We start from the raw sequence: 26,487 nt of genomic DNA on the forward strand, positions 1-26,487 counted from the left end.
AACGTACGCGTGCCCAAGAATGAGCGTCATGCTGCTCAGTATTTTGCGGAACAGCGCTCAGGAATTGGTGTAGGAATCACCCCGTCGATCACAGGTCGTTGAGGATTGCGTCAACTGAGTGCTTTGCGTCATCGAGCAGCATGAGCGTGTTGTCGTTGTAGAACAGCGGGTTCTGCACACCTGCGTAGCCGGCGTTGCCCATCGAGCGCTTGAGCACCACCACGTGGCGCGCCTCCCACACGCGCAGCACAGGCATGCCAGCGATAGGCGAGTCGGGTTCATCGATGGCGGACGGATTCACGGTGTCGTTGGCTCCGATGATCAGCACCACGTCGACGTCATTCATCTCATCGTTCACTTCATCCATCTCGAACACGATGTCGTAGGGCACCTTGGCTTCAGCCAGCAGCACATTCATGTGCCCAGGCATGCGACCCGCAACGGGATGAATGCCAAATTGCACGTTCGTACCTTTTGCAATGAGCCGTTTCGCCAGGTCGGCAACGGGGAATTGCGCCTGCGCAACCGCCATGCCGTAGCCGGGCACAATCATCACGCGCTTCGCTTCGCGCAGCAGCTTCGCCACGTTCGCATCCGACGTTTCGTGGTGCTGCCCCAGGTTTTTCGTCGGCGTCGTACTGCCTTTCGGCTCGGCACCTTCGCCAAACCCACCCAAGATAACAGAGACAAACGATCGGTTCATGCCTTGGCACATGATATAGGACAAGTACGCGCCAGAGGACCCCACCAATGCGCCGGTGATAATGAGCAAATCGTTGTTCAGTGTAAAGCCCGCCATGGCGGCCGCCCATCCCGAATAGGAGTTCAGCATAGACACCACCACGGGCATGTCGCCGCCGCCAATGGCCAAAACCAGGTGAGCGCCCAGTACCAGCGCGATGATGGTGAGAATGCCAAGTGGCAGCAGCCCCGCATCTATGCCGCGCGTTTGAATGAGCCACGCGATAAGCACCGCACACATCGCGAGTGCCGCTGCATTCAGCGCATTGCGGCCGGGCAGCATGAGGGGTTTTCCGGCCATCTTCCCCGACAGTTTAAGGTACGCGACAATAGACCCGGTAAACGTAACGGCTCCAATGAGCACCGCCAGCCCTACTTCCCCCAGATGAAATGCGCTCGTTACACCCGCTTCACCCGGTGCTGACAGAAACGAGTTGTAGCCGACAAGTACCGCAGACGCGCCCACAAACGAATGCAGCAGCGCCACCAGCTCGGGCATGGCGGTCATCTGCACGCTGCGCGCCTTCCACACGCCAATCGCCCCGCCAACTGCCATAGCCGTTGCTATTAGTGCAATTGCCAGCATGGCTCCATTTGTGCTATCCAGCATAGTTGCTGCAACAGTGGCAAGAAGCGCGGCTGCCATGCCGACGATTCCCAGCGTGTTGCCTCGCTGTGCGGTTTTCTGGTGCGACAGGTTAGCGAGCGCAAGAATGAACAACAGAGCGGCCAACAGATACGCCACTTGTTGTGCATGGCTTGCGAAACCGAGCAGACCAGCGTTTGCGCTGACCGTATCATTTGCGGCGAAGGTCATGTTCGAAACGCTCATTATTCTTCAGAACTCCTTTGAAACATGCCTAGCATGCGTCGGGTAACCAAGAACCCGCCGAAGATGTTGATAGATGCCAAAAGCGCCGCCACGAAGGCGATGCCCGCCACAACAGGGTTGCTCGATCCGATTTGCAGAAGCGCGCCAATGACGATGATGCCGGAAATCGCATTGGTTACCGACATGAGTGGCGTGTGTAGCGCGTGCGTAACGTTCGTGATTACGTAGAAGCCCGCAACGCACGCGAGCTCGAACACGAAGAAATGCCCGGCCAGCTCTTCGGGCGCGGCGAACACGAGCGCAAGACCGGCAACGCTCAGTGCAATCTTCCACCACCAGCGCTTGAATGCGGAAGCGGGTGTACTCGCATGACTGTCGGCGGCATTTTTCTTGGGAGATTCCGAGCGCGCGCTTGCGGCGTCTGTTTGTGCGGCGTGTGCGGCGTTGGCAGATTTCGCGTCGGCGTTCGCTTCGCTTGTCTTGCGCACTTCTGCCGAGCTCGCCGGACTCGCTGTGCTTGACGGGGCGGCGGACACCTTCACAGCTGGTGGCGGCCACATGACAGCACCGTCGAGTGCTACTGTGACGCCACGGATGACATCGTCGTTCTCGTCAAGGGTCAACTGCCCATTTTTCTCGGGCGTTGCCAGCTTGAAGAAGTTCATAATGTTTTGCCCATAGAGCTGGGACGATTGCCCAGGCAAGCGGCGTGCCAAGTCGGTGAAGCCGATAATTGTCACACCGTTTTCGGTGCGGAAACACTCGTCCGCGCGCGTAAGTTCGCAATTGCCGCCATTCGCGCCCGCGCTCATGTCTACGATCACTGAACCGGGTTTCATGGCGGCAACGGCGCTGGCAGTGAGCAGCACTGGTGGCTTCTTGCCGGGAATCTGCGCGGTGGTTATCACGATGTCGCTGTGTTTGGCCTGTTCGGCGTACACCTGCTGCGCCAGTTTTTCCTGATCGGAAGTCATTGCCTTGGCGTACCCGTCGTCGGATTGCTGTACGACGGGAATGGCCACGAACTCGGCATCGAGCGATCGCACCTGATCGGCTACATCGGCACGCACATCGGTGGCCGACACGATAGCTCCCATAGATTTCGCGGTACCAATGGCCGCCAAGCCAGCTACGCCTACACCGATGATGTACACCCGGGCCGGCGGCATTTTTCCAGCGGCTGTTACCTGGCCGGTGAACAGGCGACCGAAGGCGCTGGCGGCTTCGATGACCGCACGGTAGCCACCGACGTTTGCCATGGAAGACCGCACATCCATGGATTGCGCGCGAGAGATGCGGGGAATGACGTCGATGGCAAGCCCTGTGATGCCGCGCTCAGCGAGCAGCTGTACGAGTGCGGGGTTGGCGGCGGGGTTCATGCGCGCGATAAGCGTGGATCCTCGGCGCATCAACGCAATGTTTTCTGCACTGGGCGTATCGAGGCAGGTAACAATGTCACAGCTCCATATATCACCGCCGTCGACAACGCTCGCTCCGGCAGCGGTGTAGTCAGCGTCAGGAAAGCTTGCAGCTTCGCCTGCACCGGTTTCGACCGCCACGTCGTATCCCAGGCCAATGAGCTTTTTTACGGTATCGGGCGTGCCAGCGACGAGCGTCTGGCCCCCGTCTTGTTCCTTCGGTATTCCTATGCGCATAATATTCCCCAAAATGAATCCCCGATATGGATATGCGGGCTGATGGTAAGTGGCTATTGTAGCTGAACGCTTTCAGGCGCCTGGGGCAGATTCCACTTATGCGAAGAGATTTAACGAAGTGTTTCGCAAGGTTTTTGCGAATGCTCTCTCAAGATGTACGCGCAGCTGTTTATGCGCAGCGGTTGCACCCTTTGCGGGCGGACGCGTTTTCCCGTACGATGATGGCGGAAGCATTGCAGCGACACGGCGGTGCGGTAACGCGAAGTGTGACAATCGTGGAAGGATGTGCGATATGTGTGAGATGAAACGCTGTTGGGAATACGAGGAAGGAATGCTGCTGCTAGACGTTGCCAATGTGGTGGCGCTCGAGCAACGTATCGCAGCAGATGGCACGCCGCTTCGCGAGCTGATGCAGCATGCCGGCGAAGCGCTGGCGGAAGCTGCGGCGGCACTTGCCCCGAGCGGCCACATCGTTGTGCTGGCGGGTAATGGCAACAACGGAGGCGATGGCTGGGTTGCTGCTTCGCTTATGGCGGGGGAAGGACGCGAGGTGACGCTCGTGAGTAAGATGGCACCTGCCGATCTTGTAGCCGAACCGGCTCGCACTGCTGCGATCGAAGCGGTTGCTAATGGCGGGTTCTCCATTGTGTTGTCGCCCAGCGGCACCGAGTTGCGCGAGCTTCTTTGCGGTGCGGCCCTGGTCATCGATGCCATTTTGGGCACGGGCTTCTCACACGACCATGTACGTGAGCCGTACGATGCTTGGATCGCTGCTGCCAACGAAGCGCGCCGAACCCACGGTGTGGCCGTGCTTGCAGCTGATGTCCCCAGCGGGCTGTCCGCCCAAACAGGCATGCGGGCGAGTACGTGTATTGCCGCAGACGCAACGGTCACCATGCTCGCAGCTAAGCCGGGGCTGTTGCACGCCGAAGCGAAGCCATATGTGGGTCGTCTCCTATTCGCCCCACTCGGCAACTTCGCCACGGTGCGCTAGATGTGTATTGCGGATGCGTTAGGCGCGAAAAAGAGTCCTATGCCGCAGTTCGCACGTTATCCTGCCGATAAGCTTACATAGCATGAATGAGACTGCCCGTTTCCAGATAGTGGTCGATTTCGTGCACCATGTGTTCAGGGGATTCTATGTGATAGAGAAAGTAGTTGTCGAGCACGATTTGGTAGATACCGTTTTTCTCAAAAAGATCGGCAACTTGCGCACCGGTGAGACCTTTTTCGTGACGGTAGTATTCAATAGCGAAAACAAGATATCGCAATTCCTTTGTCATGATTGTTCCTCGGGTGTTTCGAATTGACCTGTCGTGCATTCGCTGCGATACATGTCAGCAAGAGTCACTGGGGAAAGGTGCCATAACCCCGTTTTATCTTGGCTGAGCATGTTGTAGAGTTTCGACTGATAGAATGCATGGATTTCATCCGGCTTCGTTATCCCACACTCCTTAAGGATCGACGGAACGACCGATAGGGCGAGAAGCGTTGACAGCCTACTCGATGTTAAGGGTGTTGCTGTCATTTCGGTACCTCCAATGCATAGGAAGTAATAAAACGTATATAATCAAGCGCCTTGTCATCACAAAAGAGAATTTGATCAAATAGCGACTTTACTTTAAATCTCTTTATGGCAATATCTTTGTCAATCTGTCCGGACTCATAAAGTGCAATCGTCTCAAACACATCATCGTTAGCTACAGGCCCGATAATGACGTTGGCATTACATTCGTCACTGCGTCCGTGTCTGCGATTGTTTACGACAAAGTCGAGCCATAATTCGTCAGGACTCTTGAATTCGAGAAACTCAAGGGAGTTCTGGGCTTTTTCAGTATCGAATTCGTAAACGTTAACAGTTGGTGTGCCAATGCGCCCACGACGAAAGTAGACTTTTCGGGCAAAGTCTTGAGCTTGATCCTCATTAGTTGTCGTGTAAAACCCTGTTCCGAAGTCAAGCGTTTTGAAGCGATTCATGATTAAGGGCTTTTCTATTGTGAGTGTAGAAGCATGAAAGACTATCATGATGTGTCTCCTGAACTCAAATAAAGTGGACGCTCCATGCGAACTTACATTCATTGTATCTTAGCCGATTATGATTAGAGAATCGGTTTGTGTTGAGACGACGTTGTAGTAAATGAGCTCAGTCGACGCGATCCTCAACGACCTGTAATCGACCGGGCACCAGAGTGCGGTAGTCAGAATACGACAGATCAGACACAATAGACAGAATACGAAAACCAGAACGGAACAAACAGGGCACGACAACTAGAACACGACAGACGGGGAACGCCTCATAGTTAGCTCAATCGTTCTTTCAGGTAGTCTTTGAACAGCGGGATCTCAATCCTCACTAAACCTTGTCCACGATCGGCAATAACGCCCTGTTCAATGAGACGACGCTTGTATTCCGATGCATAATTGCTCTTCTTTCCCATGCGCCTTGCGATGTCGGCCAGTTCACTTGCACCCTCGTCTTCCAGCATGGCCGCCAGAAACCGCACGTCACCTTTCGAAAGCTCCTTGAAGGTCGTGTCGAATATCTTACGACGCATATCAATGCGGGCATGAGAAATACCGGTGTCGACATCAGCGATCGAAAGAAACGAACTGTCAGGTGACGCCTCCCAAGCTCGATAGCCTACAAGCTGCAGCATATAGGGAAAACCACCGATCGATGCCACTGCTCGTTTAAGTGCTTCTTCATCAATGGAGCGCCCTGCCCCCTCGATCGTTTTTGTCAACGCCTGCGCTACCTCGAAATCCTCTACCGTCCCAAGGTCGTGATAGTTGGCGCGGCGGAGAAACGAAACGGATTTGTTTTGCAAAAGAGCGCTTACATGAGTTGGCAAACCCGCCATGAACAGTGCGATGTTTCTCCGTTCGCGCAGAAAATGTTGCATGGCCGAAGCTACCTGAATCATCTCGTCGAGATCTTCCCTCACCTCGTCGATCGTGAGCAGCAAACCGGTGTCCGTCTTCGCGAGTTCGTCCAGCAAATCCTCCATGCGGATTCGCCACGTTGCTGCCTCTTCGTTTTGCTCCTGAAACGTAACCTCGGCGATGTTTCCGAGATGAATACTTGAGATCCTAACAGCACCATCGGATTCGATAAGATGCCCCGCGCGCTTTTTTGTCTGCTGGACTATTTCATCCAGCATGCCAGGCAGAGCGGAAACGTTGACAGCTATCCAGCCATGAGCAGCAGCTTCATCGGCTACATAAGAGAGAAGAGCGGTTTTACCTGTACCTCGGGCACCGGAGACGATAGTAACAAGGTTGGGATCACCTACGCCATTATCAAGAGCTCGCAGCAGCTCGCCGATTACGTCTTCGCGACCCGCCATATGAGCAGGAACAATACCGAATGTCGGTGTAAAGGGATTTGTCGACATAGAGTCACCCGCTTCCTCGTTTTGCATCTTTTGCAATTTTTGCATCTTTTGCAATTTTTGCAAAGCCCTTGGGTGTGTTTCTACAACATACCTAATGGCTACGATGAAGATCTCACTGTCGGCATCTTGTGCGCGCTCATCAACGAAGGATTAAAGCATTTAAAGCATTAAACGCATAGTCAGGCTAACGTTTTAAAAAAGTGGTAGTTTTTTAAAACGTTCGGAAGAAAATCGCCCGTTCTTGAAACTTTTTGAAACATCGAAGTATTCACAGGCGAAGACATCCCACTCCAGGGCGACAGGTGTTATCCAGAATTCTGGATATGTATACTACAGAGCTCGATACCAAGTTCTCATAGGGTCTTTTGCTTATGCAGTGTGAAATCGTATTCGATCAAACTTTGGGAGATATCGAAGTAGGACTCAAGGCAATTGACTGCCGGTACCAACTTCTGCTGATTGCTGGTGCCAAAACAGGCTACTAGCCAGGTGATGGAATCGGTTACCCCAAAGCCTCCGAGTTCTTTGCCCCGCCGACGCGTAACCGACTTTCCAAACGCGCTTAGTGAACGATGCGGTAGGAATTGCCGAGCTGAGCTCCGGTTTCACCATGGCGAGGAACTACCTCGATCATGCCTTTGGTGCGAAGGCGAACGATGGCTCGCTCGACCGTTTTCTCATCGCAACCCACCACCTGAGCAATCTCTTTCTTGGTGAGAGCAGCACCCGTACCGTCCGGCGCTTGCCTGCTGGCAATGTATCCCAAAACACCAAGCTGCATACGCGTCAAGCTCCGCTTGCGCGTTCTCGTAGCGGGGGCATCCGCCGCATCCGAAGCGTTCACCACGTCTAGAGTTTCGTCCGCACTCGACATGCTTTCGCCTGCGTTCATCGTTTTTCCTCCCAGCGCGCTTCATGCGACACAGTACAAACTCCAATACCGCCGCAATGACAGCCCCCGACATAACTACACGTAGAACAAAAGACTCACTGCTGCTCATAACAGCAAAAACGAAGGATTCAGATTACCTAAACAACAAGTTTGTATCAATCGTGCCAACCGTTAGGAGCACGCTGCTGCTAACGACGCGCACTCTCCAAACGCATTGTAACATCGAAGAATGCCGCCACCCAACATACGGTTTCCCTAAACGGTAAGGTACACGCGGTAACAAAACAAGCGCTGTCACCCGTGAACTGACAGCTGCTTCCTTTTGATGCAAGTGCTTGATACAGCAACAGTGTTTCCTATATGTCGGTAAGACGAGTGATGCTTTTAGGTTTCTCCTGTCATAACGCTCCTTTCGTGTCAGGGCGTTATACAGGGAGTTTTAGGATTTGGCGCTATTCTTTTTTAGGATTTGGCGACGTTTTACTTTAGGATTTGGCGACGCTGACCCTTCGCGGTTTTTTCGTTGTCGAATTGCAACCTTTACCAGCTGCGCGCTGCGATATTATGATGTTTTACGGTCACGGAAGGGAACGCGCATGACGACTGAACCGAAACTCGAGCTGCTCGAGAACTTCTCGTCCATCAACGCCATCGATCCTACGCTCTACGATCGCTTCGACGTGAAGCGTGGGCTTCGCAACGCCGACGGGTCGGGCGTGATCGCGGGCATTACCAACATATCGAACGTACATGGCTACGTGATGTCCGACGGCGAAAAGGTAGCCGACGAAGGTCAGTTGCAGTTTCGCGGGTATGACATCTACGACCTGCTGCGCGACACCAGCGCGGCCAAGCGCTTCCGCTACGAAGAGATTGCCTACCTGCTGCTCATGGGCGAGCTTCCCACGAAAGATCAGCTGGAAGGCTTTATTGCTGCCATTGATGCCCAGCGTGAGCTTCCCGACGGCTTTACTGCGTCCATGATCATGAAGGACACCCCGCCCGACATTATGAACATGCTGTCGCGCACCATTCTGCTGCTGTACGCTTACGACACCGATGCGGAAAACCGTTCGCCCGAGCACGAGGTGCATACCGCCATCTCGCTCATTTCGCGCCTTCCACGCATCATGGTGCTCACGCATTACGCCATGAATGCGCGCTACCACAACGGTTCCATGATCATGCACCGCTTCATTCCAGGGCAATCAACTGCGGAAACCATTCTGTCGATGCTGCGCCCCGACCGCCAATTCACGCCCGAGGAAGCGTGCATGCTCGACATCATGCTGTGCCTACACGCTGAACACGGCGGCGGCAACAATTCCACGTTCACCACGCGCGTGCTTTCGTCGTCTGACACCGATGCCTACTCTACGTATGCAGCAGCCATCGGATCGCTGAAAGGCAGCCGCCACGGCGGCGCGAACCGCCAAGTGTTGGCCATGCAAAGCGAGATCAAGCAGAACGTATCGAACTGGGAAGACGACGACGAGCTAGCCGCTTACCTTGCGAGAATCGTGAACAAGCAAGCATTCGACGGCACCGGGCTGATCTACGGCATGGGGCATGCGGTGTACACGAAATCCGACCCGCGCGCCGTCATTTGCAAGCGGTTCGCTGAGAAGCTGGCGTGTGGTACCGAATTTGAAGCTGAATTCCATCTACTGGAAAACATCGAGCGTCTTTCTCCCGAAGTTATCTTGCGCGAAAAGGGCACGCACAAAGACATGTGCGCAAACATCGACATGTACTCGGGATTTGTATACTCCATGATGGGAATCCCCCAAGAGCTCATTACGCCGCTGTTCGCCTGTGGGCGCATCGCCGGTTGGGCAGCCCATCGCTTCGAGGAAATTGTGTCGGGCAAGCGAATCATCCGCCCCGCTTACAAAAACTCGATGCGCGGCCTTCGTCCTTACACACCCATGAACGAACGGTAGCAGCAAGCGCGCACGCTTCGCCCCGTGCGTCCGGCATCGGGCGTGGCGTGGTATGTCGCGTGTAGTTGCGCAGCGAAGCGAGCACTGTCTGAGCACGGCACACCACGCCACACCGGGTGCCGCCAGCGTCAGGCAAGCTCGCCGGCTGCGGGCGCTCAGGCGGAGGGCGCTTAGCCCATTCCTAGCAGGTTCATCACCATTAACGCCACGGTAAGCAACGTGACAATAGCAACTGTCACCCAAATAAGCACGCGGCTGACCGGGCCTACTGTCTTTCCGCGCATCACGTGCTTATCGCTGGCGATGATGGCCATGAGCACCAGCAGCACCGGCAGGATAACGCCGCAGACGAACTGGCTGAACAGCATCATCGCCATCAGGTTAATGCCAGGGATAAGCACCACCACGGCCGACAGGAACGTCACGAACGTCAAAATACCCTTGAAAATGGGAGCTTCTTTCCATGTGAAGCTGACGCCGGCCTCCCAGCCAAACGCCTCACATATTACAAACGATGTGGTAAGTGGCAGCACGCACGCCGCCAAAAACGATGCGCCAATAAGCCCGATGGCAAACAGCATGCGCGCATACGGGCCAGCAAAGGGCTCAAGCGCCATGGCGGCGTCAGCTGCGGTTTCGATGCGAATACCTTCGGGGAACAGAACTGTTGCCGTGGTTACCACGATAAACCAGGCAATCACGCACGCTACCACCGTGCCGCTGATGGCATCGACCTTCATGGACAAGCTGTCGTCCATGGTCATGCCCTTTTCCACCAAGTTGCTTTGTAGGTAGAAAATCATCCACGGGGCGATGGTAGTACCCACCATCGCAATCATGAGCGACACGTATTCGGGATCGTTTACCACCTGCGGTACGAACGTGCTAGAAAGCGCCTGTTCCCAGTTAGGGCCGGCCATTATTGCCGCCACGATATAGGTTACAAACACCAGCGACAGCACCAAGAATACCCGCTCGACACGCTTGTAATTGCCACCCACCACCAGCGCCCACACCGCCAACGCAGCAACGGGCACAGTGACGTACTTCGACACGCCGAACATCTCCATGCCACTCGCAATACCCGCAAACTGCGAGATGATGGTAGCGATGTTACCAATGAGCAGGCACACCATAGCGATGGCGGTCAGACGTATACCGAAGCGCTCGCGGATAAGCGCTGCAAAACCCTTGCCCGTAACAGCACCCATGCGCCCGGCAGTAATCTGCACCACAATAAGTAACACGCACATGATGGGAAGCGCCCACAGAGTCTTGTAGCCAAACAAGGCTCCCACCTGGCTGTACGTAGCAATGCCGCCGGCGTCGTTTCCCGCCATAGCCGTGATAATGCCCGGACCCATAGCTGCCAACACCACCAGCAGCGTCGACTTCTTCACAGCAGGGGCACTCTCGTTCGCAGCACCGGATGCTGTCCCGTCTGCCACTAGCTCATTGCGAGCGGTGTTTGTAATACTCGCAGCGCTAGCAGAAGTCTTTGTGGAAGCGCCCATAGCACCGGTGCCTTTCGCCAGCTTGCGCAGCTTTCGATCTTTCAGCATTCCCATCGCGCGCCCCCTATGCCGAATAGCCTGTGAACTGGAACAGCGCCATCGTATAAGCAACCATGAACACCACGAAAGCGGCCATTCCGACAATCGCCTTCAGCGCCGTTATCTCGGGGCTCTCGCTGTTCACGTCTTCTTCGATGGCATCCCATGCGTCATCCACGGTAACGATACCCAGCAATATGCCGTCCTCGTCTACCACGGGCATGGCGGGCAACTCGTATTTGAAGATGTCGGCCGCCACATCGTCTTCAGTTTCGTCGGGCGTGGCGAAGATAACATCATCGAACATGACGCTTCCCACTTCGGCGTCGGCCGGCGTAAGCACCAGTGTGCGCAACGACAACAGACCCACGAACTTGTCGTAATCGTCCAGCACGTACACGTAGTGCACCGTGGGGAAATCTTCGGGCAGAGCGCGCAGAATCTCCACCGTTTCGGCAACGGTGGTATCGCTGTTCACAGCAACAAACTGCGTGGTCATCATACCGCCGGCGGTACCATCCTTATACCCCAGCAGGCGACGAATTTCCGTAGCGTCTTCCAAGCCCATCAGGCGCAACAGCGTTTCGGCCTTCTCGTAGGACAAGTCGCGCACAATGTCGGCAGCATCGTCAGGATCCATGCTGCCCAACAGGTTAGCAGCGCGCGTGTCGTCAATGTCCTCGAAGAAGTCGGCTTGGTACTCGTCTTCCATTTCGGAAATGGCTTCGGTTGCCTGCGCGTCATCCAAATGAGCAAACACGGTGGCACGCTGACGCGGATCGAGCTGCTCTAGAATGTCGGCTACGTCAGCAGGATGCAGCTCGTCAAGGCGCTTATGCGTAACCGACAGCTGCACGCTCGACAGGTCGCGATCGAGCAGGTCCATGTAATTCCACGCGATGATCTGCTCGTCAATGCGCTTGCGAAACACCTTCGCAATGGCAACAGCGGCGCGCTCGATCCACGGCGCAAGCCCGCGCAAGATGCCGCGAAAACCAACTTCGGCACCCAGCAAACGTAGATGGCTACCCGACACCGACAGCTTGAGGTCGTTTACGCGCACCACCTTCAAGCCCTGCGTATCGACAATCTGCTTATTCAACAAATCGCGCGCGAGCAGCACCTCTTCGGGCTGTAAGTAGCTGAAGCGAATGTCGTGAGACTGCACCTTCAGCGTGATGCCGTCCTCACCGAACTCGCCAACATATTTGCGCCACGAGATCATGAAGGGTACATTGCCCGGCCCTTTAAACGCCAAGCTGGTGATGCGCGGAAACACCTCGTTGGTAGAGATAGCCAGATCGGACACTACGCCGATCTTTTCTCCTGTGGAGTCGACAACCGGCTCGCCAAGAAGTTGTGAGAGATAGAGCATGATAAGCTCCCTTTCCATCGAGCCCGCTCGCAACGCAGCGACGCCGCGCGTTTCCAGCATGACAGATGGTTTTCAAACGCTGAAACAGCGTACGAAAAGCATCTGTAAAGCTTCGTACGAGTAGATGGGCAGCTACCTTCAGCCGCCCGAAAGGGAAGCCGAAGGAACTACATACTGTGAGGTTTCGGTTTTCGAACCTTCACCTATGGTCCTTTCCTTCTATCAACATGAATCAAGCTGGTCAGAAAAATGATTTCTGACCAGCGATTTCCCTGGTGCCCCCGATACGATTCGAACGTACGACACCCGCTTTAGGAGAGCGGTGCTCTATCCCCTGAGCTACGGAGGCCTGCCATCAGTGCATCTTGCGCTGCTCACGTGAGCAACTCAAAGCGGCTGCTATTGTACACCATCAATCCGACTGCGCGGCAGGATTTACATCGCCGCCCGTGCCGGTACCGCCGGTATCGCCACCGGTGTCACCGGAGCCGCCTGACCCTGAGCCGCCAGAACCACCGCTACCAGTATCGCCCGGGCTTGGCTCGGGTGTAGGAGCGGGTGTCGGTTCAGGTTTCGGCTCGGGGCCGTTGCTGATAACAATGGTCACCACGCTGCCGTTTTCAACCTTCTGCTTCGCCGACGGGTTCTGACTAATCACGCAACCAGCAGGAACCTTGTCACTGTACTCGTACTGCCATTCCACCTGGAAGCCCGCCGCACGCAGTTCGGAATCGGCTGAGTTCGCGTCATCGCCCACCACGTTAGGTACCGTAATGCTCTCGATACCCAGCGAAGGAACATACTCGACCACGCTTCCCTTCGCGGCCTTTTCACCAGCAACCGGTGACTGCCTGATCACGTGGTTTGCCTCAATGGTGTCGGAATATTCCGCCGTGCCCGAACGCGCCGACAGGCCAACTGCCGCAAGAGCATCCTGCGCCTGCTCGATGGTCATGTTCTCCAAATTGGGAACCGTAACCTCTTCAGTTCCCTGCGAAATCTTCAGGTTTACGCGCGAACCTTCCTTGGCCTTCGTACGTCCTTTCGGGTCTTGACTGATCACCTTGCCAGCCTCAACCGACTCGTCATACACCGAATCGGTGGTGCCCACCTCGAAGCCCGCCGCCTCAATGGCAACCGTTGCCTCGTCAAGCGTTTTCCCGGTAACGTCGGGTACTTCTATACCGTCACCGCCACTTGTGAGCGCGAACACCGCAATGGCGATAGCAGCCAGCGCCGCCAAAACACCCACGACAATGCCGACCGTCTTCTTCGTGCTCGAACCCGAGGAATCGCCGCGGTCTCTATCGGAATAATGCGTGGAAGCAGGACGAGTAGTGCCCCCCGGAATCGCGCCCATAACCTGCGTGCTATCACCCATCGAAGCAACCCCGCCCATCAGCGCAGTCTGCTGCTGGGTGAAGTTGTCAACCGACGTTGCACGACCGGCTAGATAGTCGTTGAGCGCCGTGCGCATTTCGCGCGCCGTGGAGAAGCGGTCGTAAGGGTTTTTCTCCATGGCCTTCAGGATGATGTTTTCGAGCACCGGATCGATGTCGGGATTGATTTCGCTCGGTGCCAGCGGGTATTCCTGCACCTGCTTCATAGCTACGCTTACCGCATCGGGAGCGTCAAAGGGTAGCTTGCCCGTGGACGCCTCGTAGAGCACCACGCCGAGCGAGTAGATGTCGCTTGCCGCCGTGAGGTCCTTACCCTGCGCCTGCTCGGGCGAAATGTAATGAGCCGTGCCCAACACCGAAGACGTGCGCGAGTTCATGGAATTCTTCGCACGCGCAATGCCAAAGTCCATGACCTTCACGTTGCCGTCGGGCTGCACCATGATGTTTTGCGGCTTGATGTCGCGATGAATGATGTCTTGATTGTGTGCCACCGACAGCGCCTGGCATACCTGCGACCCGATTTCGGCAACCTTGCGCTGATTGATAGCACCACGTTCGTTGATGGCGGTCTTGAGGTCAGACCCGCGCACGTACTCCATCACAATGTAGTAGGTGCCTTCGTCCTGTCCCCAGTCATACACGTTCACAATGTAGGGACTCTGTAAGTTAGCAGCAGAGGCCGCTTCCTGCTTGAACCGCTGTGTAAACGCCGGATCGGCGGCGTATTGCGGAAGCATCACCTTCACCGCAACCATACGCCCCAAAACCGTATCCTGCGCACGGTACACCTCGGCCATGCCACCGATGCCAATGCGCTCGGTGATTTTGTATCGGCCGCTGAACACTCTGCCTATCATGTTTCCGGTCACGTTTTTGCTCCTTTAGGCTACATGCTGGGCTGCACATTGTTCAACATTACTATGCGAACAATCAGCATACCCTATCTACAGCGCTCCTTGCACGCGCAACGTCTCACTTAACACACTCTGCGCTTTTTGTGCCCCTTCTCCTGTATCGCCCTTCTCGATAACAATGGCCACCACCACGCTTGGATTGTCGGCAGGTGCCATTCCCACAAACCAGCTGTCGCTTCCGTCGGCCTTCTCGGCAGTACCGGTCTTGCCAGCCACTTCGACGCCTTGAATGGCGGCAGCATAGCCGGTGCCGTTTGTCACCACGCCCTTCAATACCTCGCGAACACGCTCGGCCGTGGTTTCGCTCACCGCCTGCATGAGCTTGCTTGGCTGGGTGGTGGAGCTGCGTTCGCCATTTGCGTTATACACGCCGTTCACCAGATACGGCTGCATGATGGCACCGTCGTTCGCGATAGCGCAACCCACCAGAGCCATCTGCATCACTGTGGCATTCGGGCCGCGCTGACCCACCGGCTCGCCCGCAGCCGCCCACGCCGTTCCCCACACCGACATGTTCGCAGGATCGGCCATGAGCGACATAGCCAGCGGCACGTCAAAGGGTATGTTTTCATCGAAGCCGAACGAATCGGCCCCTTCCACGAGCATTTCGGCCCCCATCTGCTCGCCAAGCTGACCAAACACGGTGTTCGACGAATACCAGGTTGCCTGCTCGAGTGTGATGTCGCCGTATGACTCGCCTTCGTAGTTCGATACCTTCGCGCCGCCGATATCCATAGACCCCGGCGAAGCGAACAACGTATCTTCCGAAGCGATGTTGTTCTCGAAAGCGGTTGCCAGCGACACGATCTTAAATGTTGATCCTGGCGCGTAGAGCGTTTGCGTCGCGCGGTTCAGCAGCGTGCCCGAACCGTCGTCGGCACCCGCCCCCGCAGCTTCAAGCAGGCTTTCTATCTGCGCAGCATCGTAGGTGGGAGAAGACGCCATGCCCAACACAGCTCCAGTGGTGGGATCGATTACTACACACGCACCTTTTTCGCCAGCAAGCGCGTTTTGGGCGGCCTGCTGCACGGTTGAGTTAATAGTAAGTTCCACGTCGTTTCCGGCACCACCAATACCAGCAAACGAATTTAGCACGTCGGTCCACGAGGCAAAGCCGCGCTGCCCCTGCAACACGTCGTTTTGCGACGCTTCGATACCCGACGACCCGAAGCGATCGGATGTATACCCAACCACATGAGCCGCCAAATCACCCGACGGATACACGCGATCGTAGGTGCCATCGTCTTGTTGGACGCTTTGTGCGAGCACCACACCATCGTAGGTTGATATCGTGCCGCGCTCGGTTTTCGATTGCTTCACCATCGTATGGTTGTTGCCCGGCATGTCCTGGTACTTCTGCGCGTCGACCACCATAATCATAGTCAGATTCGCAACCAGCAGCGCAAACATGAGCGCAAAGATGATCATCACGTTAGTAAGACGCTTGCCTACCGAAATACGACCAAGCACACTGTCGGAATGCTTGCTGTGCGCCATGGTTGCCATGGCCATTTCGCGACCAACACCTGTGCCGTCGTCGCCGCAACGCATGAGCAAGCCAACGGAAATGAAGCTGGCCAAAAGCGACGAGCCGCCCTGGCTGATGAAGGGCAGCGTTAGACCCGTGAGCGGTATGACCCGCGTTACGCCACCAACAATAATGAACGCCTGCAAGACGATAATAGAGGTGACACCCACCGCAATGAACGAGCTCACGTCGCTTTTCGCGCGCGCCGCAGTCACGCAGCCGCGCACCGCCAAGCACAAGAACAGCAGCAGCACGCCCGCCGCACCTAAAAGCCCGATTTCTTCGGCGATAGAGGCGAAAATAAAGTCGCTTTCCACCACGGGAATTTGATCGGCAAGCCCGTTGCCAATTCCCACACCGAACAGATCGCCGTCGGCAATGGAATAGATGGCCTGCACCAGCTGGTAGCCGGTGTTCTGCGCATCGGCGAAGGGGTCGAGCCACGTTTGCACGCGAATCTGAACGTGATCGAACATCAGATACGCGCCAACACCGCCAATGGCAATGAGCAGCAGGCCGACAACCAGGTAAAACTTCTTACCCGTGGCAACGTAGAGCATGATCAGGAACACGAAGAAGAACACGAGCGCGCTGCCGAGGTCTTTCTCGCCAACCACGATAAGCATTGCCACGCCCCACATAAGCAAAAGCGGTAGCAGCGTGCGAACGTCGGGCAGGTGAAACGGTCCCAACCGCCCCGTAAACACCGAGAGCATCTCGCGGTTTTCGGCAAGGTACCCCGCCAAGAACAAAACGATGACCACCTTGGCTACCTCGCCCGGCTGGAATGAGAAGCCCGCGATATTTAGCCAGATGCGGCTGCCGTAGTTTTCCATGCCTATGACCGGAAGCAGCGGCGAGAGCAGCAACAGTAAGCCAAGCACAATGAGAATAAGCGGGTAGCGCGCCACGTTGTCGAGGTTACGCGATAACGCCATAACCACCACCATGCCGGCGATGGCCACGAACAGCCACAACACCTGGTTCACGGCGAGCTCAGGCGCAAGGCGCGTCACGAAGGCGATGCCGATACCCGACAACGCAAACACGAGCGGCAAAATAGCAGGATCAGCATCGGGCGTGAATCGACGCGCAGCAAGATGAGCCACGCAAAACGACGCCAGCAGCCCAAGCGGCACACCGAGCGTGCTAACGCTTAAGCTTTGCCCCTGGTTGAGAGCCAGCATGGCATACGGAAGCAGCACAACCGGGGCCGCTATGCACAAAAGGACGAGTTCGAGATTGCGCCGCGTCATACCTGGCCCCCTTCCCCGCCTTGAGCCGACGAGTTGTTAGTTGCAGAAGCACCCGATGCGCCATCTGTGGCGTTGGCTTCACTGTTTGCCGCAGTATCTGCGCTGTCTGCTCCGTCCGCCTCGTCCGCTTTCCCCTTGTTTGCCGAAGCCGGCAAGTTCTGCCCCGAGCGCTCGGCTATGTCGCGCTCGTATTCGCTCACCAGCTGTTCTGCAGCTTCGACGCTGTCAACCCGGATTCCCTCTTCTAAGCGATTAGCCACGCCAGGCTGCAAATCACTCACCGACACGTCGGTAGTTCGTTCGAGGCTTGAGAAACTCATGCCCAGCACTTCGTCGGGAAGACCTCGATAAATGGCAACCTTGCCGTTGTCGGCGGCTAGGTAGGCCACCGTGTTAAGGTACGTGTGGCACGCGAACGCCGTTCCCGCGAGAATGGCGGCGAATAGCACCAGCACGAACGCCACGAACACCTTGGTTTTCAGTGCAACTTTCTTGCGCTGCGACTCGGCGAACCCGGTCACGTCGGCCACCACAACCGTTACATTGTCGTAGCCTCCCGCCCCGATGGCTTGATTCACCAGCTGTGCGGCACAGCGCTGCGGGTCGCGCGTGCGTAGCAGCACGGCTTCCATCTCGTGATCTTCGAGCATACCCGACAAACCGTCGGAACACAGCAGCAAACGGTCGCCTGTCTTCACGTTGATCTCGTAGATGTCGGCACACATGTTCGCGTCGCTGCCCAGCGCGCGGGTAATCACCGACCTGCGTGGATGCACGCGCGCCTCTTCGGGCGTGATCTGCCCGCTTTCTATCATGTCGGCCATAAGGCTGTGATCGCGCGTAATCTGCTGCAGCTTTCCGTTATGCAGCAAGTAAGCACGGGAATCGCCAACTTGCGCGATGACCAGGCGTTCACCTTCCATCATAGCAGCCGTGCACGTGGTTCCCATGCCCGCGCGGCCCTGACCTTCACTCGCCGCTTGAATGATGGCGCGATTCGCTTCCTCAACCGCAAACGCAAGCGCTTCGCCGTCGGGATGCTCGGGCGCGAGCCGCGATATGACGTCGACCGCAATCTCGGAGGCCACCTCGCCGGCGGCGTGCCCACCCATGCCATCGGCCACCACATACAGCGGCGGCGCAACGATGAGACTGTCTTCGTTGTGGTCGCGAACGCAGCCGATGTCCGTTCTCGAACCAAACGAAGACACTGGCGCACGGCGGGAGCGCGACGACGAACGCGCGTGCTTGCCCGCCATTACACGTACCTTACCCGAATGGCGACATCGCCAACGTTTACCACGTCGTTGCTCTTGAGCGCCGTCGGCGCGGTTATGAGCTGGCCGTTTACTGCCGTGCCGTTCGTAGAACCTAAGTCCTCAACAAACAGGTTTTGTCCCATCAGGGTAAAACGCGCATGCCTTCCCGAAACGTATGCGGCCCCGATTACGATATCGGCACCAGGATTGCGCCCGACGATGACCGGGCCATGCACGACGATGGACACGCCGCGAAGCTCTTTCGGGCCGCGCTCAACCGATAGCTTCCACGTACGTTCCTTCCTGCGCTGTCCGCGAACGAGACCGATGCCCGTTTTCATGATGGCGAACAGGAACAGGTACAGCAGCGCAACGAACAGCAGCCTGGCTACGAGCAGTACGATGTCTATCACAGCAACGGCCCTTTCCCGTGGTTACGCAGTCGTGTACATGAGGATGGTGGTGCCGATGGTGATGCGATCGCCCAAGACGAGCGGGCTTTTCGCGATGGCGCGGTTGTTGACCATGGTGCCGTTCGTGGAACCGAGGTCGGTTATCACCCACACGCCCGACGGATCGAGCGAAAGCTCGGCATGGCGGCGCGATGCGTTAATGTCGTTGATTTGAATGTCGTTGGCGGATTCGCGACCGATGGTCATATGCGAACCGCGCAGGTCGTACCTTCGGCTGCTGGCCATATCAACCAAGCACGCCGCACGGGCGGGCGGCTCGGGGTTGGCTGGCGCCACCACACCTTGATCGAGCATGACGGTATTCGGCTTGGGCTGCCAATCGGCCGGCACGTTTGACGCAGGCCTATTGACAGCTGCGGCAGCACCGGCGGCAACGCCAGCACCGGCAGCGGCACCGGCGCCAGCAGCGGCAGCGGCACGCGGCGCGGCCGCTTTTCGCGGAGCAGCGCCAGCGCCGCGCGAAGCAACAACGTTTGGAACGCCCTGCGGGAATGGGGCGCTCTGAGCGTCACCGTCGCCGTTGCCCTGATAATCGTCGTAATCGAGACTGTTGAACGTGTACTCGCCATAGTCGATAGAATAGTCAAGCTCTTCTTCAGGCACATAGGGAAGCGGCTCTCTTGCGCCTGCGCGACCATAAGCCCCCTGATCCTGCACAACATCGTCGTAATCATCCGCGTACGCCTGCGGCTGGAACTGCGGTTGCATCTGAGCCGCCTGCGGCTGGAACTGCGGTTGCATCTGAGCCGCCTGCGGCTGGCGCGCCGAGCGAACCTGCTGAACCGGCTGATCGAAACCAGGCTGCGCACCCATGCCGTAGTCACCACCCGCGCCACGCGCGTTGAAACGTTGCGCCGCCGCACCCGGAGCAGCTGCGCGCCCAGCGGGAGCTAGGCCATAGCGCTGCATTTCTTCAGCGCGAAGCTGAGCCACGATAGGAGCCGCCACCATTTCGGCGATGACCTCGAACTTGCCGTGCTTCAGCGCGTCATCAACAACGAAGCGCACCAATGGCTGACCGTCCATAACCATACCTTGCTCGGACGCCTTCGCCGCAAGATAGGTTTCGGTTTCGCCCGCAAGCGTGGGATAGTACCCGAACAGGCGCTGATCGTCGTCGGGATTCACGAGCACGGTATACAGCGTGGGCGCGAACTGCTTGCCCGCGCCAACCATTTTCTCGCGCCGCATCTGCTTCTCGGCCTTTTTCGTAATCTGCACCGGCGAGATGGGAGTTTTGATAACCTTATCGGCAGCGCCTTCGAACGTGTCTTCCATTCTGCCTTCGAACCTGGAAAGAAAACCCATCGTGTTCCCTCGTATCTTCGTTGTTCTTATCATGCGTGCCAGCACAACCTGCGAACCCTTTCGTTCTGGTACGCAGCCCATAACCGACAGGCATGTTTTTTCGTCTACTCTCCGAATGTCCTATTTTGCCATAAACAAAAGCCTCTAGAGAGATGTAACGCAATTGTCACGAAAGAATCGAGCACACGGCACACAAACGAGTGTGCATGGAAGCGCACGAAACAGACGAAGAGCACGCTAAACGTAAGAAACGTATGAGAGGCGGGCCGGGAATGCGCGAACTGAGCGGTGCGCGGGAGGGAAGTGCCCCTTGAGCGGAGACACCTCCCAGACACGCCGACGAAATTCGCTTCCCAGACACACCAGCCAAATGCGCCGACCAAATGCGCTTTAGTCCTTGAATAGTTCGAAACGGCGCATAGCAGATGCGAGCGGTAAGCCGAGCGCATACATTACCACCGCTTCGCCCAAACCGGTGGCAACCACGCCGAACAGGTACATGGGCAGATACATACCGTCAAGCGCTATGGACGTGAATGGAATGGTGTAGTAGCCAAGCCCCTGCAAGATGAGGGGAAGGTACGCGGGAACAATCAGTGCGTTGGCGATAACCGGACCCAACAAGGCAATCTTCGTATTATCGCGGAATTTCCAACACCACAGCGCCCCGATGCAAGTGGCCGCGCTGCCGAACACCACGTCGAGCAGCCCGAGTGCACCGGTTCCGTTGATGGCTAGTGACATTAGGTTTGCCACCACGCATCCCACCGTAAGACCAGGGATGGCCGCTGGGGTGAACAGCGCCACCACACATACCGCCTCCGATATGCGGAATTGCACTGGTCCCCACGCAAGCCCCTGTAACAGCAGCAGCGCTACCAAGGTAGCGGCAGCATAGACCGCTGCGATCACCCCTGCACGGGCAACGTAGGTGGTTCGTTCGTTTTTCATGGGAATCCTCCTGTCTCCGCGCGGGGCATCTGCGCGAAAACACGAGGTTGACAAAAGGGAAGAGACGGGGCACAACCGAACCTCTTCCTTCGTCAACGTTCGTCGTCCGCACGGGTGAACCGCGGGCTATGGGCAACTGATACGATTGCGCGCGCAGGGCCCAACGATGCACGCACAAAGCGGCACTGTCGCGCAGGCAAAAGCCCGCCACAGCAAAACCGCCGCCGCGAAGTATAGCAGAAGCTTTCCTGTAGTTCTGCCACAGCAACTATCAAAGCGCAAGCCTGTGACAATAGGGTCAGGTCATTCTGTATGTGACAATAGGGTCATTCTGTCACATGATTTGCCTAATGTAAGCTACTGAATGCCTGCGTGCCCTAATGCGAGGAAGTTCATAATGAGGGATACCATTGCCTCTTTCTCGTCTGGACGAGACTCCGCAATCATGATGGTGGTGGCCACGAGCGAGTCGTCGCCCACAGTTTTGTTGCCGTTCTCGTACAGCAGACCGTTGCGGTCGAGGAAGTAGAGGAACAGGCTCGCTGCAATACGCTTGTTGCCATCGTGGAACGAGTGGTTCTTCACCACGAAATACAGAAGGTTCGCAGCCTTTTCTTGGACGGACGGATATAGCTCCTGACCGCCGAACGACTGGTAGATGGCTGCGATACTGCTGCGGAAAGAGTCATCCTTCTCCTTCCCGAAGATATCACTCTCACCGGAAAAGCGCAGGCTGTCGATAAGGTCGCGGCACTCGTCGTATTCAAGCACGTAGACGCTCTCTGAGCCCTTGGGTCGACTAAGACGCTGGTGGTCGTAATCATCCAGCAAATCGAGCGCGGGTGCGTAGCTCTTTACGATCTCGAGAATTTGGCTGGCTCCGAGATCGCCGGAAAGTCGCTCCATAACGGAAACCACTTGGGCGAGCTGCTTGAGCCGGCGTTCGTTCTCAGCGCGACCTTCGATGATGTAGCGGCGCAGCACATCAGTCGCCCAGCGGCGAAACTCTATGCCGCGCTGCGACTTCACGCGGTAGCCAACGGAGATGATAACGTCGAGGTTGTAGTATTCGACTCGGCGCTCAACTTGGCGATTGCCCTCGTTTTGAACTGTCGCAAATTTTGCGACAGTTGGGATTGCAGCCTGGTCCAGCTCCTCTTTGAGGGCGTTTGCGATGTGTTTTCCGATGGTCTTAACGTCACGGTCGAACAAAAGCGCCATCTGAGATCGATTAAGCCAAACTTCTTCGTCTCGGGTGTCGACGGTTACGTCCAGTTTCACCTCCCCGTCGGAGGATTCGAAAAGGACAAGGTTCGATGTGCTAGCTACTTCAGACATGCTCGAGTCTCCTTCCTAGTAGAAATGGATAGAAGACGCTCGGCAGACAGGCTTAGCGTAACAGACAGGCGAACAATGAGCGCTTATTCATGGTAGCCGTTGGTAGGCTATGCGACAAGAAGGAATAAAGCGGCTGCTATGACAATAGGATCAGCGTGACAGAATGATTCCCTCAGGGGAAAACTCAAACATTGCAAGTTCGGGATCAAGAAACATCCTGTGCGTTTCCGAATGCAAGTAGGAATTCAGGGCGTCCATAGGAGCGATACCGTACTTCTCGACAATGCGACCGACCACTGCGGCACTGTAGTAACTGTTGATATGTGATTTGACGCTCATTACACATTCACCGCCTCGCAGAACCGGAGCAAATCAATTGCCTTTTGGGTTTTGAACGCATACTGATCTTTGAGATTTTGAGGCATCAGACGTCGTATCGTTTCTTCCTCTGTATACACTTCGACATTGCTTCCATGGTAAAGTCTCGTGTAAAACCCACCTCCTTTGCAAGCGCAACGCACACGTCCGTTTTGTTGTGGTGAATATTATGCGTCAATCGGTGCATGATTCCACGGTACATCGGTGTGCCGTTCCATAACTCATCGGCTCACACCGATACACATTTGCGACTCAGCATCGTCGGGGTTTTCCAGAATCAATCGCGAGGATGCGAAGGACGTCCCTTTGACCCCATCGACGATGAGCAACATCCAGACGTGAAGAGATCTTTCGGATGTGGCCTTATCTTTCAAGGCGCGCGAGGATGGCGCGCACGGACTCATAATCCTCAATTCGCGAGATGGCAAAGCTCTTCTTTCCCGCGTCCTTGAGTGAGGCACCGACGAAATAGCCTTGAGTGCCGTCGATGATGAGGAACCGGTCATGGAAGACCGTCGTGTGGCGGATTTCCAGCTGCGAGTACTGCGCGTTGAAGGTGTCGATGTCGTGCTGGTCGAGGCGCGTGCGCGGGTGGGTCCACACGATGGCGTTCACGCCGTCTGTCTTCTTCGCCAGGATGCTGAGCGTGCTTGTGTCTACGTAGCCGTCGATAAGAACGATCTCGCGCTCGGCTTGATGCACAAGCGATACCAAAAGCTCGAAGGCATCCCATACCTGGCCGTCGAAGAACACCTTCTGCCTTGGAGCCTCGTGTGTGTTCATATAGTCGAACACTCGTTCGAAGCGCTCATCGGCAGTTCTCTGGTACTCAAGCAGCTTTAGCTCTACGCCTCGTACTTGTTCGAACATGGCGGCGTTGCTGGCGATGAAGTGACGCATCTCGACGAAGGCGCGCATTATTCGGATGCTTGTCTGAACAGCAACGGCACTGCGCAAAACCCCTGACAGCATGGCGACACCCTGCTCGGTATAGACGAAGGGCATGTATGTTCTGCCGATCTTCGTTTCATGGTCTTGACCAGCTAAGATGCCAATTTGGCATCTTAGCTGGTCAAGTTCTTCGCGGGTGAGCCGAAATCTGAAATCTTCGGGAAATCGATCTTCATTGCGCTTGGCAGCACGATTGAGCGCCCCTGTTTCAACCTGATACAGCCTCGCTAGGTCGCTGTCGAGCATAACCTGGGTACCGCGCACCGTGTATATAAGATCACGTATAATCGGTTCGTTTGCGGGAACGATCGCAACCGATATGTCTTCTTCCGCCTCCACAGGTTTGACAGATGGGCTTTTCTCTTCTTTTACCATGACTGCCGCCCTTTCGTTCTTGTTCTGGTGAAGCGAATTGTATCAAGTGGGGAAGGCGCTTGTGCGGAAAGAACCTCCCTGTCGGTTTCCTTTCGGCTGACCACACCGAAGCAAACGCAATAGACAGTCGTGGATATAGTAATTCCAAAAGGGTTCGAACAAACAAGCAGGGCAAACCCGCTGAACCCCCAAGAACCTATTGAAGCCAGGTGCTGGCGTGTTTTTTATCGAGCAGCATGTAATTTACTTCGACTCTGCCGTAGCCTCTGCATACAACTTGAACAGATGCGCGACGATTTTTTCTTCGTCGCCGTTGAAGCTGACGCCGTACGCGGCTTCGACTGCTGCGTCGAGAGTTTTGTGTGCTTTGAGTAGATCGGCTGGCATCTTGTCCGGGTCGTAAAGGTTCGCCAACGACAGTTCAGGATATGAAGCACGAACATCGAGAATTGCTTGAGCCGCTTTTTCTATTCGTTGACGCTGCTCCGCTGACGCTGAAGGCCAAACAAAATTGTTATAGACAACCTTGTTTGAATAACGATACCTGTTTTCAAGACGTCCACATACTGTTCTAACCCATGCATTATGGAATTGGCTCATCATTACACCGAAATGATATAGCTCTGCGTCGGGAACAAAGGATCCAGAGTCGCCGCAAATGATATCGGAATCAAGAAAGCCGAGAGGTATATAAATTCTTCGTTCTGAACTATGCCTTGGGATGAAGATATATTGCGTTTCAGGTTGTCTTATCTCGCCGAAAAGCTGCGGCGTGACTGCCAGCTTCTTTGTTGCCTCGCGTGAGCTGGAAGATCTAAACTCCTTAACACGTATTATGCGCTCTTCTATTGGTGAGACCTGACTTCCGAGTTTCGATTTCATTTCTGGTGCTAAGAATTCAACATGGTTTGTAGGTACACTTCGCTTTGTCTTTTAAACGTTGTGTGCCCAAGTCATCGGTGTCATCAGGTGGGTCGTCCTATCCTTCGAACGTGCTTCGGTATGCAGCACTACTGAACATTGGGTATGTTGAATTGACAGTTGACGATGGAATCGATTTGTCCTTTCGTAAGGTAGTAATTACCCAACGGCAGCCCCGTCATTTTCTCTAACTCGTCGATGATGGGTAAGGACTTGGAGATGTTGACGTATTTGCGCTCAGAGACCTCAACTACACGATAGTTGTGGGCAAGTCTCATTATCTCTTCAGTGCAAAAGCGCCCATCTAACACTTTTAGCTGTACGAGCCGCTCAAGCAGCACCGATAGGTAGCAGATAAGAAAATGTCCGGTGATCGATTCGGACTTTTGCAGATACACAGGTCTCGCGTCAAGTTGGGACTTCATCGCCTTAAAGGATTCCTCTATGCGCCAGAGATTATGGTAGGTCGAATAGATATCAGCATCACTCATTGACGCCTCTGAGGTCACGATCATGTTGTAGCCTGCCAGACGGCGTGCTTTCTCGATAGCTGTGTGGTTTAGTGTTGCCACTACCTTTGCATCAGGTTCTTCTCCATTTGAATCAACTGCACTAAAGGTCACAAACTTAGCACTGTCACCATACTCTGACTTTTTGGCCTGCGACAGGCGCAAGCGACGCGCCTTTTCTACCTGCCGGTCAATCTCGGCACGTTGTTTGCGGGCAAGTTTAGGGTTAAATGTAACAACCCTTTTCTCTTCAACTGGAACTGCCTTTTTACCTCCAGAATCTGTAGTGACTTTGTATTCGAAGTCTGCGACACAGGACTTCACCCGGTAGATAATCTCGCCGTCTTTACTTGTGATGTCTAACCAGCCCTCATCAGATAGCACCCACATAAGCTCTGTTGTGGGCAGCTGCTTTACCGACTTTGAGAAGATATAGCCATCACCAGACAAAATGGCATCGCTAACGTTGTCAGCGCAGTTTAGCCCCTTATCAGCTACACGCACGGTACGCCCGTACATATTGTTGCGTCGCTTTGTTTG

Annotated in this window: 21 protein-coding genes and 1 tRNA gene; 2 read left to right on the forward strand and 20 right to left on the reverse strand. The window is 55.6% G+C overall.

From position 1 onward, the window contains the following. Positions 1–88: 88 nt before the first annotated feature. Positions 89–1,573 carry an NAD(P)(+) transhydrogenase (Re/Si-specific) subunit beta gene (locus G7Y44_RS04925; protein ID WP_165248035.1) on the reverse strand — a complete coding sequence of 495 codons (1,485 nt, stop codon included), beginning with the start codon at positions 1,571–1,573 and terminating at the stop codon, positions 89–91. Next, complete coding sequence (locus G7Y44_RS04930; RefSeq protein WP_165248036.1) at positions 1,573–3,228, reverse strand: Re/Si-specific NAD(P)(+) transhydrogenase subunit alpha; 1,656 nt, start codon at positions 3,226–3,228, stop codon at positions 1,573–1,575. Before G7Y44_RS04930 ends, G7Y44_RS04925 begins: the two co-directional genes overlap by 1 nt. A 292-nt stretch (positions 3,229–3,520) precedes the next feature. Here G7Y44_RS04930 and G7Y44_RS04935 point away from each other — a divergent pair, with 292 nt between their 5' ends. After that, positions 3,521–4,222: an NAD(P)H-hydrate epimerase gene (locus G7Y44_RS04935; protein WP_165248037.1), complete on the forward strand. Its 702-nt coding sequence runs from the start codon at positions 3,521–3,523 to the stop codon at positions 4,220–4,222. A 73-nt stretch (positions 4,223–4,295) separates the two neighbouring features. On the opposite strand, the gene G7Y44_RS04940 is transcribed toward G7Y44_RS04935, so the two are convergent. The 4 genes from G7Y44_RS04940 to G7Y44_RS04955 form a co-directional block, all read right to left on the reverse strand. Beyond that, positions 4,296–4,511, reverse strand: a complete 216-nt coding sequence (locus G7Y44_RS04940) for a DUF3791 domain-containing protein (RefSeq protein WP_165043988.1) — start codon at positions 4,509–4,511, stop codon at positions 4,296–4,298. 241 nt (positions 4,512–4,752) lie between these two features. Continuing rightward, entirely contained in the window at positions 4,753–5,307 is a 555-nt protein-coding gene (locus tag G7Y44_RS04945) for a DUF3990 domain-containing protein (RefSeq protein ID WP_371807458.1), read from the reverse strand. A gap of 221 nt (positions 5,308–5,528) precedes the next feature. Continuing rightward, positions 5,529–6,650 (reverse strand): ATP-binding protein, encoded by a 1,122-nt coding sequence (locus G7Y44_RS04950; protein WP_206214405.1) that lies wholly within the window; start codon positions 6,648–6,650, stop codon positions 5,529–5,531. Between the two features lie 535 nt (positions 6,651–7,185). After that, positions 7,186–7,515: a helix-turn-helix domain-containing protein gene (locus tag G7Y44_RS04955; RefSeq protein WP_165248039.1), complete on the reverse strand. Its 330-nt coding sequence runs from the start codon at positions 7,513–7,515 to the stop codon at positions 7,186–7,188. 596 nt (positions 7,516–8,111) lie between these two features. Between G7Y44_RS04955 and G7Y44_RS04960 the strand changes: the two genes are divergently transcribed. Then, the gene (locus G7Y44_RS04960; protein ID WP_165248040.1) at positions 8,112–9,458 is read left to right on the forward strand and encodes a citrate/2-methylcitrate synthase; all 1,347 of its coding nucleotides are present in this window, start codon (positions 8,112–8,114) and stop codon (positions 9,456–9,458) included. A gap of 170 nt (positions 9,459–9,628) precedes the next feature. Here G7Y44_RS04960 and G7Y44_RS04965 read toward each other — a convergent pair whose 3' ends face one another. The 14 genes from G7Y44_RS04965 to G7Y44_RS05030 all read right to left on the reverse strand — a co-directional run. Continuing rightward, a complete protein-coding gene (locus G7Y44_RS04965) occupies positions 9,629–11,026 on the reverse strand; it encodes an Nramp family divalent metal transporter (RefSeq protein WP_241159193.1) in 1,398 nt (465 codons plus the stop codon). Between the two features lie 10 nt (positions 11,027–11,036). Then, positions 11,037–12,386 (reverse strand): magnesium transporter MgtE N-terminal domain-containing protein, encoded by a 1,350-nt coding sequence (locus tag G7Y44_RS04970; protein ID WP_165044005.1) that lies wholly within the window; start codon positions 12,384–12,386, stop codon positions 11,037–11,039. A gap of 273 nt (positions 12,387–12,659) precedes the next feature. Further along, positions 12,660–12,735, reverse strand: a tRNA-Arg gene (locus tag G7Y44_RS04975). A 63-nt stretch (positions 12,736–12,798) separates the two neighbouring features. Next, positions 12,799–14,643: a Stk1 family PASTA domain-containing Ser/Thr kinase gene (gene pknB / locus G7Y44_RS04980; RefSeq protein WP_165044045.1), complete on the reverse strand. Its 1,845-nt coding sequence runs from the start codon at positions 14,641–14,643 to the stop codon at positions 12,799–12,801. Between the two features lie 87 nt (positions 14,644–14,730). Continuing rightward, positions 14,731–17,484, reverse strand: coding sequence for an FtsW/RodA/SpoVE family cell cycle protein (locus tag G7Y44_RS04985; RefSeq protein WP_165248041.1), 2,754 nt, complete (start codon positions 17,482–17,484; stop codon positions 14,731–14,733). After that, on the reverse strand, positions 17,481–18,743 hold the full coding sequence (locus G7Y44_RS04990) for a Stp1/IreP family PP2C-type Ser/Thr phosphatase (protein WP_165248043.1): 1,263 nt from the start codon (positions 18,741–18,743) through the stop codon (positions 17,481–17,483). Before G7Y44_RS04990 ends, G7Y44_RS04985 begins: the two co-directional genes overlap by 4 nt. Next, complete coding sequence (locus tag G7Y44_RS04995) at positions 18,743–19,156, reverse strand: FHA domain-containing protein (protein ID WP_165044011.1); 414 nt, start codon at positions 19,154–19,156, stop codon at positions 18,743–18,745. Before G7Y44_RS04995 ends, G7Y44_RS04990 begins: the two co-directional genes overlap by 1 nt. A 21-nt stretch (positions 19,157–19,177) precedes the next feature. Further along, on the reverse strand, positions 19,178–20,557 hold the full coding sequence (locus G7Y44_RS05000) for an FhaA domain-containing protein (protein ID WP_371807460.1): 1,380 nt from the start codon (positions 20,555–20,557) through the stop codon (positions 19,178–19,180). Between the two features lie 357 nt (positions 20,558–20,914). Next, positions 20,915–21,475, reverse strand: coding sequence for a QueT transporter family protein (locus tag G7Y44_RS05005; RefSeq protein ID WP_165248047.1), 561 nt, complete (start codon positions 21,473–21,475; stop codon positions 20,915–20,917). Positions 21,476–21,832: 357 nt separating this feature from the next. Beyond that, positions 21,833–22,813, reverse strand: coding sequence for a RhuM family protein (rhuM, locus tag G7Y44_RS05010; protein ID WP_165248049.1), 981 nt, complete (start codon positions 22,811–22,813; stop codon positions 21,833–21,835). A gap of 150 nt (positions 22,814–22,963) precedes the next feature. Further along, positions 22,964–23,152 carry a hypothetical protein gene (locus tag G7Y44_RS05015; RefSeq protein ID WP_165248051.1) on the reverse strand — a complete coding sequence of 63 codons (189 nt, stop codon included), beginning with the start codon at positions 23,150–23,152 and terminating at the stop codon, positions 22,964–22,966. A 402-nt stretch (positions 23,153–23,554) separates the two neighbouring features. After that, positions 23,555–24,517 (reverse strand): ORF6N domain-containing protein, encoded by a 963-nt coding sequence (locus G7Y44_RS05020; protein ID WP_165248053.1) that lies wholly within the window; start codon positions 24,515–24,517, stop codon positions 23,555–23,557. A gap of 243 nt (positions 24,518–24,760) precedes the next feature. After that, the gene (locus G7Y44_RS05025) at positions 24,761–25,399 is read right to left on the reverse strand and encodes a type IIL restriction-modification enzyme MmeI (RefSeq protein WP_165248055.1); all 639 of its coding nucleotides are present in this window, start codon (positions 25,397–25,399) and stop codon (positions 24,761–24,763) included. A 128-nt stretch (positions 25,400–25,527) separates the two neighbouring features. Further along, positions 25,528–26,487: IS1634 family transposase (locus tag G7Y44_RS05030; RefSeq protein ID WP_206214401.1), on the reverse strand; the 960-nt coding region annotated here is incomplete at its 5' end.

Origin of the sequence: Adlercreutzia sp. ZJ141, assembly GCF_011038965.1 — a bacterium.
Classification (GTDB): domain Bacteria; phylum Actinomycetota; class Coriobacteriia; order Coriobacteriales; family Eggerthellaceae; genus ZJ141.